This is a genomic window from Bacillus sp. AFS029533 (assembly GCF_002585125.1).
GTDB classification, from domain to species: Bacteria; Bacillota; Bacilli; order Bacillales; family Bacillaceae_G; genus Gottfriedia; species Gottfriedia luciferensis_B.
This window is the reverse complement of record NZ_NUQC01000014.1, coordinates 66766-82938: the sequence shown is the minus strand read 5'-3', so window position 1 is coordinate 82938 and position 16173 is coordinate 66766. Positions and strand designations below refer to the sequence as shown.

Annotated in this window: 19 protein-coding genes; 11 read left to right on the top strand and 8 right to left on the bottom strand. The window is 32.8% G+C overall.

Translation table 11 applies throughout. The annotated features are described in order from the left end of the window. Positions 1-180, top strand: a 180-nt coding sequence (locus COE53_RS07680) for a hypothetical protein (protein WP_180242399.1), incomplete at its 5' end; no start/stop codon positions are given. A 190-nt stretch (positions 181-370) separates the two neighbouring features. Here COE53_RS07680 and COE53_RS07675 read toward each other — a convergent pair. Then, positions 371-1357 (bottom strand): Gfo/Idh/MocA family protein, encoded by a 987-nt coding sequence (locus COE53_RS07675; RefSeq protein WP_098947651.1) that lies wholly within the window; start codon positions 1355-1357, stop codon positions 371-373. A gap of 99 nt (positions 1358-1456) precedes the next feature. Between COE53_RS07675 and COE53_RS07670 the strand changes: the two genes are divergently transcribed. Continuing rightward, positions 1457-2041, top strand: coding sequence for an LOG family protein (locus COE53_RS07670; protein WP_069034867.1), 585 nt, complete (start codon positions 1457-1459; stop codon positions 2039-2041). A 461-nt stretch (positions 2042-2502) separates the two neighbouring features. Here COE53_RS07670 and COE53_RS07665 read toward each other — a convergent pair whose 3' ends face one another. After that, on the bottom strand, positions 2503-2745 hold the full coding sequence (locus tag COE53_RS07665) for a transporter suffix domain-containing protein (protein WP_025671225.1): 243 nt from the start codon (positions 2743-2745) through the stop codon (positions 2503-2505). Between the two features lie 109 nt (positions 2746-2854). Here COE53_RS07665 and COE53_RS07660 point away from each other — a divergent pair, with 109 nt between their 5' ends. Both COE53_RS07660 and COE53_RS07655 read left to right on the top strand, forming a co-directional pair. Further along, on the top strand, positions 2855-3778 hold the full coding sequence (locus COE53_RS07660; RefSeq protein ID WP_091023475.1) for an ABC transporter ATP-binding protein: 924 nt from the start codon (positions 2855-2857) through the stop codon (positions 3776-3778). After that, complete coding sequence (locus tag COE53_RS07655) at positions 3771-4736, top strand: ABC transporter permease (protein WP_069034865.1); 966 nt, start codon at positions 3771-3773, stop codon at positions 4734-4736. The genes COE53_RS07660 and COE53_RS07655 overlap by 8 nt, the downstream gene beginning before the upstream one ends. Positions 4737-4774: 38 nt before the next feature. Here COE53_RS07655 and COE53_RS07650 read toward each other — a convergent pair whose 3' ends face one another. Together COE53_RS07650 and COE53_RS07645 are read right to left on the bottom strand one after the other, a co-directional pair. Next, positions 4775-5017 carry a hypothetical protein gene (locus COE53_RS07650; protein ID WP_069034864.1) on the bottom strand — a complete coding sequence of 81 codons (243 nt, stop codon included), beginning with the start codon at positions 5015-5017 and terminating at the stop codon, positions 4775-4777. 160 nt (positions 5018-5177) lie between these two features. Next, positions 5178-5771: a TetR/AcrR family transcriptional regulator gene (locus COE53_RS07645; RefSeq protein WP_098947649.1), complete on the bottom strand. Its 594-nt coding sequence runs from the start codon at positions 5769-5771 to the stop codon at positions 5178-5180. Between the two features lie 160 nt (positions 5772-5931). Here COE53_RS07645 and COE53_RS07640 point away from each other — a divergent pair, with 160 nt between their 5' ends. From COE53_RS07640 to COE53_RS07610, 7 genes are all read left to right on the top strand, one after another. Then, complete coding sequence (locus COE53_RS07640; protein WP_098947647.1) at positions 5932-6816, top strand: ABC transporter ATP-binding protein; 885 nt, start codon at positions 5932-5934, stop codon at positions 6814-6816. A gap of 6 nt (positions 6817-6822) precedes the next feature. Continuing rightward, the gene (locus tag COE53_RS07635; RefSeq protein WP_069034861.1) at positions 6823-7620 is read left to right on the top strand and encodes an ABC transporter permease subunit; all 798 of its coding nucleotides are present in this window, start codon (positions 6823-6825) and stop codon (positions 7618-7620) included. A gap of 23 nt (positions 7621-7643) precedes the next feature. Beyond that, positions 7644-8438, top strand: coding sequence for an ABC transporter permease subunit (locus tag COE53_RS07630; protein WP_069034860.1), 795 nt, complete (start codon positions 7644-7646; stop codon positions 8436-8438). 173 nt (positions 8439-8611) lie between these two features. Continuing rightward, on the top strand, positions 8612-9886 hold the full coding sequence (kynU, locus tag COE53_RS07625; RefSeq protein ID WP_091023483.1) for a kynureninase: 1275 nt from the start codon (positions 8612-8614) through the stop codon (positions 9884-9886). Positions 9887-9899: 13 nt separating this feature from the next. Beyond that, positions 9900-10523, top strand: coding sequence for an arylformamidase (gene kynB / locus COE53_RS07620; protein WP_098947645.1), 624 nt, complete (start codon positions 9900-9902; stop codon positions 10521-10523). A gap of 13 nt (positions 10524-10536) precedes the next feature. Beyond that, positions 10537-11235, top strand: a complete 699-nt coding sequence (locus tag COE53_RS07615; protein ID WP_025672328.1) for a tryptophan 2,3-dioxygenase family protein — start codon at positions 10537-10539, stop codon at positions 11233-11235. Between the two features lie 126 nt (positions 11236-11361). Then, on the top strand, positions 11362-12246 hold the full coding sequence (locus COE53_RS07610) for a cation diffusion facilitator family transporter (protein ID WP_069034996.1): 885 nt from the start codon (positions 11362-11364) through the stop codon (positions 12244-12246). Between the two features lie 59 nt (positions 12247-12305). On the opposite strand, the gene COE53_RS07605 is transcribed toward COE53_RS07610, so the two are convergent. From COE53_RS07605 to COE53_RS07590, 4 genes are all read right to left on the bottom strand, one after another. Continuing rightward, positions 12306-13265, bottom strand: a complete 960-nt coding sequence (locus COE53_RS07605) for an ABC transporter permease (RefSeq protein WP_286141630.1) — start codon at positions 13263-13265, stop codon at positions 12306-12308. Positions 13266-13290: 25 nt separating this feature from the next. Continuing rightward, positions 13291-14208 (bottom strand): ABC transporter ATP-binding protein, encoded by a 918-nt coding sequence (locus tag COE53_RS07600; protein WP_091023489.1) that lies wholly within the window; start codon positions 14206-14208, stop codon positions 13291-13293. Beyond that, complete coding sequence (locus COE53_RS07595) at positions 14201-15019, bottom strand: GDSL-type esterase/lipase family protein (protein WP_098947643.1); 819 nt, start codon at positions 15017-15019, stop codon at positions 14201-14203. The genes COE53_RS07600 and COE53_RS07595 overlap by 8 nt, the downstream gene beginning before the upstream one ends. Before the next feature lie 115 nt (positions 15020-15134). Beyond that, entirely contained in the window at positions 15135-15938 is an 804-nt protein-coding gene (locus tag COE53_RS07590) for a formate/nitrite transporter family protein (protein WP_069034855.1), read from the bottom strand. Positions 15939-16173: the final 235 nt, after the last annotated feature.

Sequence of the window (16173 nt, the reverse complement as noted above, 5' to 3'; positions counted from 1 at the left end):
GGACATGGACCTGGATATGGGCACGGACCTGGATATGGACCGGGACATGGGCACGGACCTGGATATGGGCCGGGACATGGGTTTCCTGGACCAGGAGGTTATTGGCATGGAGGATATTATATCCTGAATGGTAGAAGATGGTACTTTGTGCCAGGGGTTGGATGGGTTGTTGTATATTAAAAAATCATAAAGCTGATTAATCTTTTTAATCAGCTTCTACATAAATAATCTATACCTCAAATGGGTTATTTCGCCTATTTTATTGATAACCAAGGTTTACTTTTTGGACTTTTAAGAAGAAAACACTATTGCTTAATAAGCAATAAGAAAAAATACCAGTATCCAACTGATTGGATAACTGGTATTTTTATTAATTTCTTTCAACTCCAAAAACAATTCCGCCTTGCTTTCTCGCAGATTCGGTTACTGTTAATACTAGCTTGCTAAGCTCTTTTAATTTTTCATATTCTGTTTGATTGGATTCTTTTATTATGCTAGTAATATTTTGGATTTCATACAGCATATCATTTGATACTTGGCTAACTTCTAATGACTCTCGTTGCTTAGATTTATGGTTAATTAAAGTGATTTTTGAAATTGGAGATGGTTTATCAAGAACTAAAGTTCCAATTTCACCTGTAATTTCACTTTCAATATATGATTGAGAGACTTTAGAGCATTGGATGCTACAAGTAAAGTTTTCATAATTTAATACTAATGTTCCACTACCATCTATACCGGTACGCAATTTAACAGGTGTGTAATTTACTGAGGTTGGTTTTCCAAATAAACCAATCACTACATAAATTGGATAAACTCCTAAATCGACTAATGCCCCACCAGAAAATTCGGGAGAGAAAACATTTGGATTTTCGCCTCTAAGAAATGCATCATATTTAGAAGAGTATTGTAAATAATGCAGATTAGCACTTCTAATTTGGCCGATTTTTTCTAGACCTTCTTTTAAAGCTGTAAAATTTGGTGAGTGGAAGTTACGAATTGCTTCAAATAAATAAACTCCATTTTCTTCTGCAACTTTAAAGGCATGATCTAATTCATTAATTGTTGAAAAAATTGGTTTTTCACAAATAACATGTTTTTTATTCTTTAATAATAAGATGCTTTGTTCATAGTGCAAAGAGTTCGGTGATGCTATGTATACTACGTCAATATCAGGGCTTGTTGCTAATTCTTCGATATTTGTAAAAAACTTAGGAGCGTTGTGCTTTGTAGCAAATGCTCTTGCAGTTTCTTCATTTCTAGAATAGATCGCAGTTAAATTAAGCAATTTACTATCCTTTGAAGCTTCGATAAAACTTTCTGTAATCCAGCTTGTTCCAATGGTACCTAAATTCATTTTTTCAACTCCTAAAAAAATTGGTTAACTTTATCTTTACAATCCTAATCGAAAGATATGTTAAAATAAAGTAAAATACATCGAAGGAAGTGACATTTTATGAAGAAAATTTGTGTTTATGCTGGTTCAAATCTTGGGAATAGAGAGTCATTTAGTCTTCAAGCAAAAAAGCTAGGTTCCTTATTTGCTAGTAATAATATAGATTTAATATATGGTGGATCAAGATTAGGGATTATGGCAGAAATCGCAAATGAAGTATTAAAACAAGGTGGAAATGTCATTGGCATTATGCCTGGTGGATTATTTCGTGGAGAGGTTGCCCATAAAGGACTAACGCAATTCATTGAGACTGAATCAATGCATGAGCGTAAAGCTTTAATGAACGAGATGTCCGATGGGTTTATTGCACTGCCGGGCGGAATTGGAACTTTCGATGAATTATTTGAAATTATTTGTTGGGCACAAATTGGAATCCACAATAAGCCAATTGGTTTATTAAATGTTGATAACTTCTTTAGTCCTGTGTTAGATTTGCTTAAACATGCTGTAAAAGAAGGATTTATGAACGAAAATACTCTATCATTATTTGTTGTTGCAGAAAATGCAGACGACCTACTAAAACTAATGCAAAACTATGAGCCACCTGTTATGGAAAATAAATGGAAGCAATTAGAAGGCAAATAAGTTTTTCAGACTGTTGACAAACGCTCGCTTTCTTCGTTGCTTCGCCTGTCTGCGGTGCTCATTACCGTTTAAGGTAACTCCACTCCTCACCAGGCTTCGCGCCTCGAAAGACAAGTACTTGCAATCAGTCTGAAACAATGTTTGTGTACCCACAATGTTTGTGGGTTTTTTGCGTTTTATGATGAGATTTAATCAAATTCTTACAGATTTAAAGGATTACTAGGTCAACGAAGTGTTCACAACTTTATCAACAATGTTCAATACAAATCAGTCCTTTTCAGTCTGAATTCACTAGTTATCAACACACAAAATCCAACTGAAATTGAATCCAATGACTTTATGACTACTTTATAAACATTGTTCACAACTTTATCAACATATTTAACATTATGTTGCATTCTATCCACAACCTACATTTTGCATAAAAAAAAGGGCTCCTTATGAGAGCATCCCTTTATACATCAATTTTCTTGCTTTCTTCTATTTTTAAACCATTTTGCCGGGCTCAATTTTTTACGATAGTTCGTCATAACATCTTTACCTACAAATACTCCACCAATCCAAAACATTCCTTCTCCAAGAATAACTAATAGAGCAATCAGACCAGCTTTAAAGCTCCCAGAAACAGGTAAAAAGGGTAAAGCAAAGATTAATAAATATGGGATAAATGAGCCAAATACTAAGTAATATGGTATTCTTTTCATAAAGTTCTCCTTTCAATTCCTTCCATGAGAATAGCATTAATTATTCAGAAAAGGAAGGGGAAAACTTTATAGTTAATAAGAGATTATTGCACATATAGGAGGCCTCAAGATGAATCGAGATATTGTTCTTGAGCTAAAAAGCGTAAATAAGACGATTAGTAATCAAAAGATTATTAGAGATATTAGCTTTGAATTATACAAAGGTGAAGTTTTAGGTCTACTTGGGCCAAATGGTTCAGGAAAAACTACGACAATGCGAATGATTGTTGGACTTATGAGTATCACGAGTGGTGAAATCTATATTCAAGGCAATTCGATTAAGGAAAACTTTAAAGAATCGATCAAACAGATCGGAGCAATGATTGAAACTCCTGCATTTTATCCATTTTATAGTGGGTATAAAAATCTAATGTATTTTGCTCGAATGTTAGATGGTGTTTCAAAGGATAGAGTTCTTGAGGTTATTGATTTACTTGGACTTTCGAATGCCATACATAAAAAGTTTTCAACCTATTCCTTAGGGATGAAGCAAAGATTAGGAATTGCTCAAGCGTTATTACATAATCCTTCAATATTAATTTTAGATGAGCCAACTAATGGATTAGATCCGGCTGGAGTAAGGGAAATCCGTGATTATTTAAAACGTATTGCTGAGGTCGAACAAACAGCAATCCTACTTTCTAGTCATCTATTATCTGAAATAGAATTGATTTGTGATCGCTCAATTATTATTCAAAATGGTCAATTCGTTGAATCAATTGATCTGAATGATAAAAGTGGTGAGAACTTATTCATTGAAATAGTCGTTAAAAGCACGAAAGCTTTTGAAAGTAGTTTTACAAATAGAGATAACAAGTACAAATTTGACATTATTAATGATCGCGCAATTATTTTTGAAATTGATGAAGAAGAGATTCCTTCACTAATGAAAGATTTGGTACTGGCAGGAATAGAGATTTATTATGTAACTCGTAAAAAAGAAAGGTTAGAAGATTTGTTCATTCAATTGACAGGAGGAAATGTCATTGAGTAATTTCATACGATTAATTGAGAACGAATTACGTAAAATATTCGTCCAAAAATCTTTTGTCATAACGTTAATTTTACTATTTATCCCGATTATTGTTCTAGGAAGATGGGATTATGTAGAAAAGGAAAGCGGAGCAGCAAAGGCTGAAAACTGGAGAACAGAACTAAAAGTAGAAAATAAAAAGATAGAAGAAGTACTAGCAGGGCAAAACTCTTCAGACTTACCAGCATTTGCTAAAGAACAAAAAGAGACATATGAGATTAATAAGTATCGACTTGCGCATAATATTTCACCAATTCAACAACACACTGTGTTGGACTTTATGAAAAAAGGTGCGATCGTAACGAACTTTATTGGAATCCTTCTTATTTATTTTGCAAGTAATATGATGTCAAAAGAGCATCAATGGAAAACGATTAATTTCTTGCTCGTTAAACCATCAACAAGACGAATGATCTATTATGCAAAATTTTTGAGTTTGGTAATCTTATATTTCATTTTTTCTTTTGCAATCATCATCTACTCATTTATTATAGGTAGTGCATTAAATGGCTTAAATTTTAGTGCTCAACCGGTATTACAATATGTAAATAACCATGTAGTAGAGCAAGGTATTTTACCAAGTTTATTAAACGATTATTTAATAAATTTACTACCATACTTGTTCTTTGTTGCCGTTGCTTACTTCTTATCAACTGTTTTAAGGACAAGCAGTATTTCTTTATTAATAAGCATAATCCTACTAGCAACTTCCGATGGGATAGGAACATTATTAAGAGAGAAAAGCTGGTCTAAGTTCTTACCATTTATGCACACTGATTTAACGGTTTACACAAAGGGGATTAATATAGAAAACGGTATGAGAATTGAATTTTCTATAGCAGTACTGGTCATTTATATTTTGTTATTTCTTGTTACTGCTGGAGAGCTCTTTAAGAAGAGAGACGTAGCTGGGCAATAGAAAAAGGATAAGGTGCATGCCTTATCCTTTTTCTATTCTTATCTTTCCTTCACCATTGAACCGTATGGAATGGTGTTAGTATTAGATGTTTTATAAATCGAGCAGACGTTGACTTGTGCAGATTTGTTATACTCCCATTTTAGACATGCGTTTTGGTTGTATTCTACAGATGAATCTGTTGTGGAAAAAATAACAGCTAGACTAAAAATAGTAAATCCACCAATTAGGCCACGTTTAATTTCATCGCAATTTTCTTTAAGCCATAGAATAGTTTTGCGCATATACTCCTCCAAGAGTTTAAAATATAGATAAGTAATTCATTGTATGAACAAAGAGTGTAAGATAATACAAATCTATGGATAAGGTTTACCTAGAAGAATATTCCAAATAGAAAAGCATCTTTGCCTAAGCAAAGATGCCTTTTTTTATAACTATTCTATTTTAGTCCTCTTGCTTTAGTAATCCATATAAGAATATATTCATAATTTCATCTACTACTTCTTTTTGTTGGATATATTGTGAGGTTGTTTGGTCCATATTTAAAAAAGCCTGGCTCAAGACTTGGATATAGATTAATAATGTTTTGTTTTGAACCTCATTTCGAACTAAACCTAGTGAACGTCCTTCATCGATTAGGGAAATCAGCAATTTGAATGATTTGTTCATTGTAAAATCTAAAACTAATTCTTGAAGTTCAGGGTCTTTTTTCATTAATGCTGTAAACATCTCAAGATTAATGATATCAAGACCGTTTTTCTTACGAATAAATAATTCCTTAATTTTTTCATTAAAAGGAATATCACTTGAAAGCATTTGTTTTGTTTCTTCGTATTGATGATCCATTAATCGAATAATTGTAGCTTTCAGTAGGGCTTCTTTACTACCGTAATAATTGTAAATTGATACTTGTGATACATTCGCTAACTTTGCAATATTTGCTATTTTTATATCATTTAATGGTAATGACAATAATTTAGTTGTACTTTTTTCAATGCTCTCCATTTTCTGCAGAGTTCGTTTTTTATAACCGTCCAAATATCGATACCTCCGTCATTATCTATACAATAGTATATCATGTTTTGAAATATTTTATTAAAATTATTTCAAAACATATTCTCTTTTTTAGAATTGAGGTATATACTAGTTTTGTAATAATCATAACGAAATATTTCAAAACAAAGCGGGAGGTTCATTTATGTACGCGATTGAAATTAATAATTTAACGAAGACCTATGGCAATTCAAGGGGAATCACAGATATAAGCTTCAATATAGAAGAGGGAGAAATATTCGGATTCATTGGTCCAAATAGTGCGGGTAAATCAACTACAATTCGAACTTTACTTTCGTTAATTTATCCTACGAGTGGTAATGCTAAAATATTTGGAAAGGACTGTATACAGTTTGCTCCAGAAATTAAAAAAGATATCGGGTATTTGCCATCTGAAGTTTTTTACTATGACAATATGAAAGTAATGGATTTATTAAAATACTCAGCTAGTTTTTATAAAAAAGATTGCACGAAACGAATAAAAGAATTAGCTGAAGTAATGGACCTCGATTTAACGAAGAAAATTGATGATTTATCTTTAGGTAATAAAAAGAAGGTAGGGATTGTCCAAGGATTACTTCATGAACCGAAGTTAATCATATTGGATGAACCGACAAGTGGTCTTGACCCTTTAATGCAACAAAGATTTTTTGACTTATTAGAGGAGGAAAACAAAAAAGGAGCAACGATTTTATTTTCATCTCACATTTTAAGTGAAGTTCAGCGTTTATGTGATCGAGTTGCAATTATTAAAGAAGGTAAGATTGTGACAGTAGAAAAAATAAGTACATTACAAGAAAATAATTACAAACGATTTAAAGTAGATATTCAAAATAGACTGGATCCAAATTACTTCAATATGCCGGGGGTAAACAATATTGAAATCAAAGGGAAAACGATTAGCTTTATTTTTAAAGGCAATATAAATAAAGTTTTAAAGAAAATAGCAGAAATCGAAATTGAAAATTTGTGGATTGAAGAGCCTGACCTCGAGGAAATTTTCTTACATTATTATGAAAAGGAGGCCTAATAAGCAATGAATATTTTTTTACATGAATTAAAAGCTTATCGGAAATCCACCTTTATTTGGACAGCTTCTTTAATGGCAATCGTCGTTTTTTTCTTATCTTTATTTCCAGCAATTGCAAAGGACTATGTAGAATTCTCAAAAGTGTTAGAAGGTTATCCTGAAGGGGTAAGAAAAGCACTTGGACTTGAAATTGAGAGTTTTGGAAATGTTTTAGGATTTTATTCCTATGTATTTATTTATATTTCTCTTTGTGGAGCGATTCAGGCCATGATTCTAGGTACTTCAATTATTTCAAAGGAAGTACGTGAAAAAACAGCTGATTTTCTTCTAACAAAACCAGTAACTAGAACAAAAGTTATGACTTCAAAGATATTTGCCGGTATGGTTTCTTTAGCGATTACAAATATATTTTATTTAGTCGCAACTATGATGATGGCTCAGCACGTAAAAACAGCGAATTATAGTAGTAAGTCAATTATATTACTCTCTGTATCGTTGTTTATTACACAATTACTATTTTTTGGAATCGGTATTTTAATATCAGTTGTATTTCCAAAGATCAAAGCGGTACTATCAATTTCTCTTGCGATTGTTTTTGGTTTTTTCGTAATTGGTATGGTAGTAGCTACAGACGAAAGCAATGTCAAACGTTTTCTATCACCTTTTAAATATTTTGAACCGAGATATATCATTGCTCATTCGAAATTTGAATCACAATTTTTGATTATGTCAATTGGGATAATCATCGTTTCAATCTTTGCAAGCTATATGATTTATAAGAAAAGAGATATTCACGCGGTATAACTTAAAGGAAAGGGAGGGTGGAAATGAATCTATTTTTAAGAGAAATGAAGACATATCGAAAATCGATTATTTTTTGGTGTATCGGAATTGTTTTTTTAGTAGGTAGCGGAATGGCGAAATATAAAGCTACAGCTTCCAATGGCCAAATAACTGACCTTTTTAATCAAATGCCGAAATCCCTTCAAGCGATCATGGGCTCAGGAGCACTAGATTTATCAAAGGCAAGCGGATATTTTGGCATCTTAGTTTTATATTTATATTTAATGGCAACGATTCACGCGGCAATGCTAGGCGCTAATATAATTGCTAAAGAAGAGCGAGATAAAACAGCTGAGTTTTTATTTGTAAAACCTATTTCTAGAATTAAGATCATAACTTCTAAATTAATGAGTGCTCTAGTAAACATCCTTATTTTTAACGGTATTACGTGGATATCAAGTGTACTAATAGTAGGAAAGTATAGTAAAGGTGAGAATGTAAATGGCGATATAGCAGTGGTAATGGTCGGGATGTTTATTTTACAGCTATTATTTTTAGTAATAGGTTCGGCTATAGCTGCAGTTTGTAAAAATTCCAAAAAGGCTGCCTCTTATGCAACTGGGATTCTATTAATCACATTTATATTATCAATCGCAATTGATTTAAATGAGCAGATTGAAGGCTTGAAATATTTTACACCGTTTAAGTATTTTGAAGCGAAAGATATTATGTATGGTGGAGGATTTGACGGTATTTATACAACTATTTCGATCGGATTAATTATTATATTAACGATTGTCACGTTTGTTTCGTTTAAGAAACGGGACCTACATTTGTAGGGAAAAGCAATTAAATAGAAGAAGAAATTGTGTCAAAATCTAAGATAGGGATATTTTGGATTAATTGACACTTTTTTTATTAAATATTATATTCAGAAAATATTGACATATATTATTAATCGCAATACCTTTAATATAGTAGGTTATTTCTTGCAAGGGGGTAAAACAGGGGGATGTTTCAACCAACAAAAGAATTTGCAGAATTTCTAGATCAAAAAGATTCATTATCAAATTATCGAGATGAGTTTTACTTACAACCAGGTACTATCTATTTAGATGGAAATTCGCTAGGACTTCTTTCAAAAAGAGCAGAACAAAGTTTACTAGATTTATTAGATTCATGGAAGACACTTGCAATCGATGGATGGATGCAGGGCGATCATCCATGGTATTATTTTGCAGAAAAATTGGGAGCATTAAGTGCACCGTTAGTCGGGGCAAAAGAGAATGAAGTGATCGTAACTGGTTCGACTACTTCAAATCTTCATCAATTAATTGCATCTTTTTATCACCCAAATGGTCAAAAAACGAAAATATTAGCGGATGAATTAAACTTTCCGTCAGATATTTATGCTATTCAAAGTCAATTGAAATTAAAGGGCTTTGATCCAGCAACTCACTTAATTCAAGTTAAAAGCCGTGATGGTCGAACAATTAGAGAAGAAGATATTATCGAAGCAATGACTGATGAAATTGCATTAATTATTCTTCCTACTGTGTTATATCGAAGCGGTCAATTATTAGATATAGAAAGATTAACAAAAGCTGCACATGAGCGTGGAATAATAATTGGTTTTGATGGATGTCATTCTGTTGGCGCAATTCCTCATCAGTTCCATGAATGGGATGTGGATTTTGCTTATTGGTGTAATTATAAATATTTAAATAGTGGACCTGGTGGAGTAGGAAGCCTATTCGTTCACGAAAAGCATTTAGGGACAATGCCTGGATTAGCTGGTTGGTTCGGTTCAAATAAAGAAAAGCAGTTCGATATGAAGCATGAATTTGTTCCGTCTGATACAGTTGGTGCTTATCAAATCGGTACTCCGCATATTTTAAGCATGGCACCGCTTGTTGGCTCACTTGAAATGTATAAAGAAGCTACAATTGAGAGAATTCGCGAAAAGTCTTTACACAGTACAGCTTATTTAATGAGTTTAATCAATGAAGAATTAAGTGGCTTAGGTTTTACAATTGGTAATCCACACGAGGATTCAAATAGAGGTGGACATGTTTGTCTTGAACATGATGACGCTGCAAGGATTTGTAAAGCATTAAAGTTAAATGGGATTGTTCCAGACTTTAGAGCACCTAACGTAATCAGATTAGCACCAATCGCATTTTATACTTCTTATGTAGATGTTTGGAATAGTGTACAAATCTTAAAAAAAATCATGGTTGAGAAACAATATGAACAGTTTAAGAATGAAAGAGAAATCATCGCTTAGGAGGGTATGCCAAATGACATTAATTGATATATCAAGAAGACTGGAAAATGGTATGCCTGTATGGCCAGGTGATACAAATTTTTCATTTCAATTGAGCTGGACAAAAGAGGAAAGTGGCTCCGTTAATGTTGGGAAGCTAACTTTAAGTACTCACACAGGAACGCATATTGATGCGCCATTTCATTTTGATGAAAATGGTAAGAGAGTCATAGATTTAGATCCTAATTTATATGTAGGGATTGCAAAAGTAATCGAACTGATTGAAGTAGATTGCATTAAAAAGTCGGATTTAGAAGCTTTTCGATTCGATGGTGTAGAACGTTTATTAATTAAAACAAATTCATGGAAAAATGATAGCGTTTTCCCAGAGAGAATTCCACACATTGAAAAGGATGCAGCAGAGTTTTTACATGAAAAAGGCGTTAAATTAGTTGGAGTAGATGTACCTTCAGTAGACCCACTTGATAGTAAGGAGCTTGAAGCACATCATGCTCTTCATCATGCCGGTATTCATATTCTCGAATCGATTGATTTAAGAAATGTAACTCCAGGTGAGTATGAGCTTATTGCATTACCACTACCATTAACAGATGCAGATGGTAGTCCTGTACGAGCAGTTTTACGTAAATTAGTTTAGGGGGAAAAGGGAAATGACACAAGAGCAAAAAAAACTGACAGATTACGAGAAGTATATTCGAACAGAAGAATTATTAAGTTTACAAAAACCTGACGAAGAATTATTTTGTCCAGATGAATTAACATTTCAAACGGTTCATCAAATTGCCGAGTTACATTTTAAATTAATCATCCAATCTATTCATTTTGCAGATAAACATATGCGTGCAAAAGAGGTTACAAAAGCAACACATCATTTACAACGAATTAATAATCACCTAGTACATTTACCAGCAGTTTTTGATATGGTAAAACTAGTAAGTCCAAGTGACTATCATATTATTCGTTTAGCTTTAGGAAGAGGAAGCGGTCAAGATTCTCCAGGATTTAATGAAATCTTAAAATTAGGTCCAACACTTTGGCAGCCTTTTAAAGATTTATTAGATGAAAATTTACTTACACCGGTTCAATTACATCAAGATGCAGCTAAAAACTTTGAGTTATTCCAATTAATGCAAGAATTAACTTGCTTTGATGAAAGATTCCAATCATTCCGCAGACAACATATTCAACTTGTTCGCCGCATGATTGGTATGAATACGAAGAGCTTAAAAGGAGTACCAGCAGAAGCTTTAGAACGTGCTGTAAGATTTGAATTTTATCCTGAATTATGGCAAACGGTTTGTGACTTAACAGATTTAACTGGATCAAGCTATAATCCAAAGCCACTTTAATGAAAGAGGTATGATAAGAAAAAACAGATTTGATTATTCAAATCTGTTTTTTTTTACTTAAAATGGAAAAATTGCATTATGGGTATGATAAGGCCATATGATTTTTTATTAGAGCGGGGTGAATTCATGGATAAAAATCTTCAAAAGCAATTAGACATTGCTGCTTTTTTAAGTGTTATTTCCTACTTAGTTCTTGCGAGTGTAAAAGTACTTGTTAGTTTTTATACAAATTCTAGTGCTCTTTTAGCTGATGGGCTTAACAATGTGACTGATATTGGTGCGACTTTGGCTGTTTTGATCGGTATAAGAATCGCAAGAAAACCAAGAGATTTAGATCATCCTTATGGACATTCAAGAGCAGAGCAAATAGCTACTCTAATTGCGTCTTTTATTATGATGTCGGTTGGTTTACAGGTTATTATTGAAAATATAAGATCACTATTCGTAGGAGAATATGAGACACCGAATAGACTAGCAGCTGTAGTGGCATTTGCTTCTGGAATTTTTATGTTTGGCATTTACTTTTATAATAATAAAGTTGCTAAGAGAACGAAGAGTAAAGGGCTTGAGGCATCAGCAAAAGATAATTTTTCCGATGCATTAGTTAGCTTCGGAACGACGATTGGTGTTTTAGGTGCTTCGATTGGTTTTCCTATTATCGATCCAATTGCGGCCATTTTAGTAGGTGTCATTATTTGCAAAACAGCATGGGAGATTTTTTATGATGCAACTCTCCTATTAACGGATGGATTCGATCCAGAAGAAATGAATCTTTTTACTGAAACAGTTGATAAAGTGCCAGGTGTACATAAAGTAGTAGATTTAAGAGCAAGAATGTACGGGAATACAACAATTGCAGATGTAATCATTGAAGTAGACGGCGGAATAGATGTGAGTAAAAGTCACGGCATCACAGACCAAATCGAAATGATTTTAAGCCAACAACATGGTATTCAATATACTCACATTCATGTTGAGCCATTAAGGTCAGGGAGAGGAGGAAAGGATTAAGGTGGATAAAAAAGGAAAGGGGGTTGAAAAGAATCTAAACTTTTCAATCCCCGTTCTATTTAATTCATATCTTGCTTAATAAATACGATGAAAGAGATTAATAATGCTGAAATTCCCCATATCGATAAATTCATAAGAGAGAAGTGCATGTTTAATCCCTCAATGGAAGGGAGTTGACCGGCTAAGTAGTCAGTTAGTCCAAGGTTTACACTAAAGAAGTATTTTGCTCCTGACCATGATGTAGCTAGTCCGCTTAGAACGCTTCCTGTTATTAATGCGGCTAGCATAATGCCCATTGCAGCGGGTGTAGTTCGAACTAATACGGATACCATAAATGAAAGAGTTCCAATTATTATACAAACAAACCAAGCAAGTCCAAAGGCCATTATGATGTATTGCCATTGGGGAATCAGTTGAACCGAATCAGTTAGTAGCTGGTTATTTTTAATGACAAATCCTGTTAACACAGGTACTGTCCAGCCTTTAAAGCTGAAAACAAATCCTGAAACGACATATGCCAATACGCCGTATAGAACGAGAAGAAAAGAGATTAATAAACAAATGGATATGTATTTACTAAGTAAGACCTTCCATCTTTTGATAGGACGGGTTAGTAGTATTTTTATCGTACCGTCGCTTCGCTCACCAGATATAATATCGATTGTGATGACCATGACCAATAAAGGTAGAAGAAGCCACCCAATACTTTGTTCAATTAATTTTCGTATAAATGTAGGTGCTCCAGGTGTGGTAGGATTTATGTCGTTATCTAAATAATATTGCTCTTGATCAATTTGAACCTTTAACCAACTTTTCCATTCTTCAGGTATTCCTGATGAGTTTAATCTATTTTGTTGGTCGACTATTTTTTGCTGAAGTGCTACTTTCCAATTATCAGTACCAAGTCTTTTAATCGTTTCTTCAGTTTGCTGCAGTTGAGCATAAACAAAAATAGGGATTAGCACTGCTAAAATGAAAAAGATAACAAGTATTCTTCTTTTCCTTACCATTTTTTCAATTTCGTTAAAGACGAGTCTTATTAGTTCAGCCACGAACTTCGCCTCCAGTCATTTCCATGAATAAATCTTCCAATGTTTCAGACATTGTTTTAACGCCATTTACTTGCACATCTGCTGCTACGAATTGTTGAATGACCTCATTTATTTTGAGCGGCGACATTCTGCACAGTATAAGCTCATCCTTTACCAAGATATCTTGAATCGTAGAATCCTTTTTTAATAAATCTAGCCCTTTTTGTATTGGAGAAACTCGCCATTCAACTCTTTCAGCAGCTTCTTTTACTAATTCTTTTACTGTTGAAACTCTAACCATTTTCCCTTTATTTATAATTCCTACGCGATCACAAATCATTTCGATTTCACTTAATAAATGGCTTGAAATAAAAACACTTATATTTTGCTCTTTTACAAGCATATGAATAAATTCACGTAATTCACGAATACCGGCTGGATCTAGTCCATTAGTAGGTTCATCTAAAATAAGAAGCTTAGGGCCTCCAAGTAACGCTTGGGCAATTCCTAATCTTTGCTTCATTCCGAGTGAATACGTCTTTACTTTTTCATGAATTCGATCGGTTAATTTTACTAAATTTACGACTTCACTTATTTTCTTATCATCTCTAATGCCTAACATTCTCGCAAATTGATTAAGATTTTCCCATCCAGTTAAATAACCGTATAATTCTGGATTTTCTACAATACATCCAATTTGTCGCATTGCTTCTTTGAAATGAGTCTTAACTGGATAACCAGCGATTTCAATTGTTCCTTTTGTTGGTTTGATTAATCCGACTAACATTCGAATAGTTGTTGTTTTTCCAGCTCCATTTGGACCAAGAAAGCCAAATACTTCACCTTCATTAACTTCAAATGAAACGTTATCGACTAGTACTTTTCCTTTAATGCTCTTTGTAACACCTTCTAATTTAAGAACTTTATTCATTCGACGCACCTCGAAGCTGACTTCCTATTTTACTAGTTAAACGATTTGACATTTCAATATAACCGTCTTTGTTCGGATGAAATTGGTCAGTGTACAAATATTTCTTTTCTTCGTTAAAAAATAAATCGAATGTTGGAATGACGTATGCATTATTCGTTTGAAGTACCGATAATTCAAGTAGATTGTTCCATCTAGATACAAAGCTTGACGATGCATCTAAACCTTGAACATTATGAAATGGGTTATAATAACCAAACGCATAAATAGAAGCTGTAGGATTTTTTTGACGTATTAGTTTAAAGATTGATTGTAGATTATTTTTAAACGTTTTTTCATCTGGTCGATATGTCTTTAAAAATTCTTCGTTTAATTGATTAGCGCCAGGAAATAAATCATTACTTCCTATGGAAAGTACGATTATGTCCGCTGAGCCAATCGTTTCTTGTATATTTTTTTTCTTTAAATCGTTAAGTAAATTTGATGTTTTTGCGCCACTAACAGCTAAATTCGTGATCGTTGTTGGTTGTTTATACTCTTTTTGTAGAATGGTTTTTAATCTTCCTACATAACCTGTTCCTTCATCATCCCCGACACCACGCGTAAGTGAATCTCCTAATGCAACAATCTTCAGTTTATTGTTTTTGTGAACAATGTCATTTTGATTATTTTTCTGTGTATTATTATTCACGATAAGTTTGCTTTTTTGAGGATTTAAAACTGAATAAGCACCTTTTACGAAGCCATATGATAATAAAAGAAAACAAAGCAATGAAATGAACATGATAAACCGAACAAAATGATTGTATTTCATATTTCACACCACCATAAAAGGAAAAATTTTCATTATAAAATCATTATTACCATAATAAAATTAGATTTGCACGAAAAAACCCGTCTTCAAAAAAAAGAAGACAGGTCGATTAGTCTTATGAAGCACGTTTAAATTCTTTTACTTCTAATTTTTGTTCATTATTCAAGAAGTAATATGCCATTCCGACACCAACTGATCCACCAATTATATTTCCAAGTGTAACTGGAATTAAATTATGCAATACATCACCAAATGTAAAGGCTACATTATGAGGCATAATATAGGATAATGTAAAGACAGCTATATTTGCGATACTGTGTTCATAACCAGAGAAGAAGAAAGCAAATACTAATAAAAAAATCAGTAACATTTTTGCTAAATCATCTTTAAATCTAGTCGGTAAGAAACAAGCAAGACAGACAAGCCAATTACATAAAATACCTTTAAAAAATAAGTGGAAAAATGATGCGTGAATTTTATGGTCAACTACACCTGTTAAAAAATGATCGGCGGGAAAGTCTTTTGCCAAACCTGTTAAAAAATAAATGATCGCAAAAATAAATGCTCCAATAATATTACCTGAATAACATGTAATCCAGTTTTTTACTAAATCTAGTTTTGAAGTTTTTTTAGCTAATGTTGAGAAGGTAAAATACATCGTATTACTAGTAAATAATTCTCCACCACCATAAATAATCATAATTAATGCTGTAGAGAAAACGAGTGGATAAGCTACAGATGAAAATGGTGAATTTTGCAATCTAAATAATTCAGCTAATTTTAAACAGACAATGAGAATAAAGCTTATATAAATAGATGCTAAGGCAGCACGAGTTAAATATTTAAATAAGCTTTGATCTAGTATTTTCTTTTTTTTAAGAGCTAAATCAATACAATATTGGATACTATCTCGTTCCAAATGGTTTCACTCCCTATGCGCTCTTTGATTAACACATTCATAGTATACAAAGAAAATATGACGATAAGTTTGTGAAGTTATGAACAAATTATGAAATTGAACAAGTTAGATACTATTTATTATTTTTACTTTACATTTTTAAATAATCACCTTAAAACTGGTTGAAGATATAATATAATTTCATAGTAAACAGGTTTAGGTAAAAAAGGAAAGATTCAAATTAGAATGTTGAAAA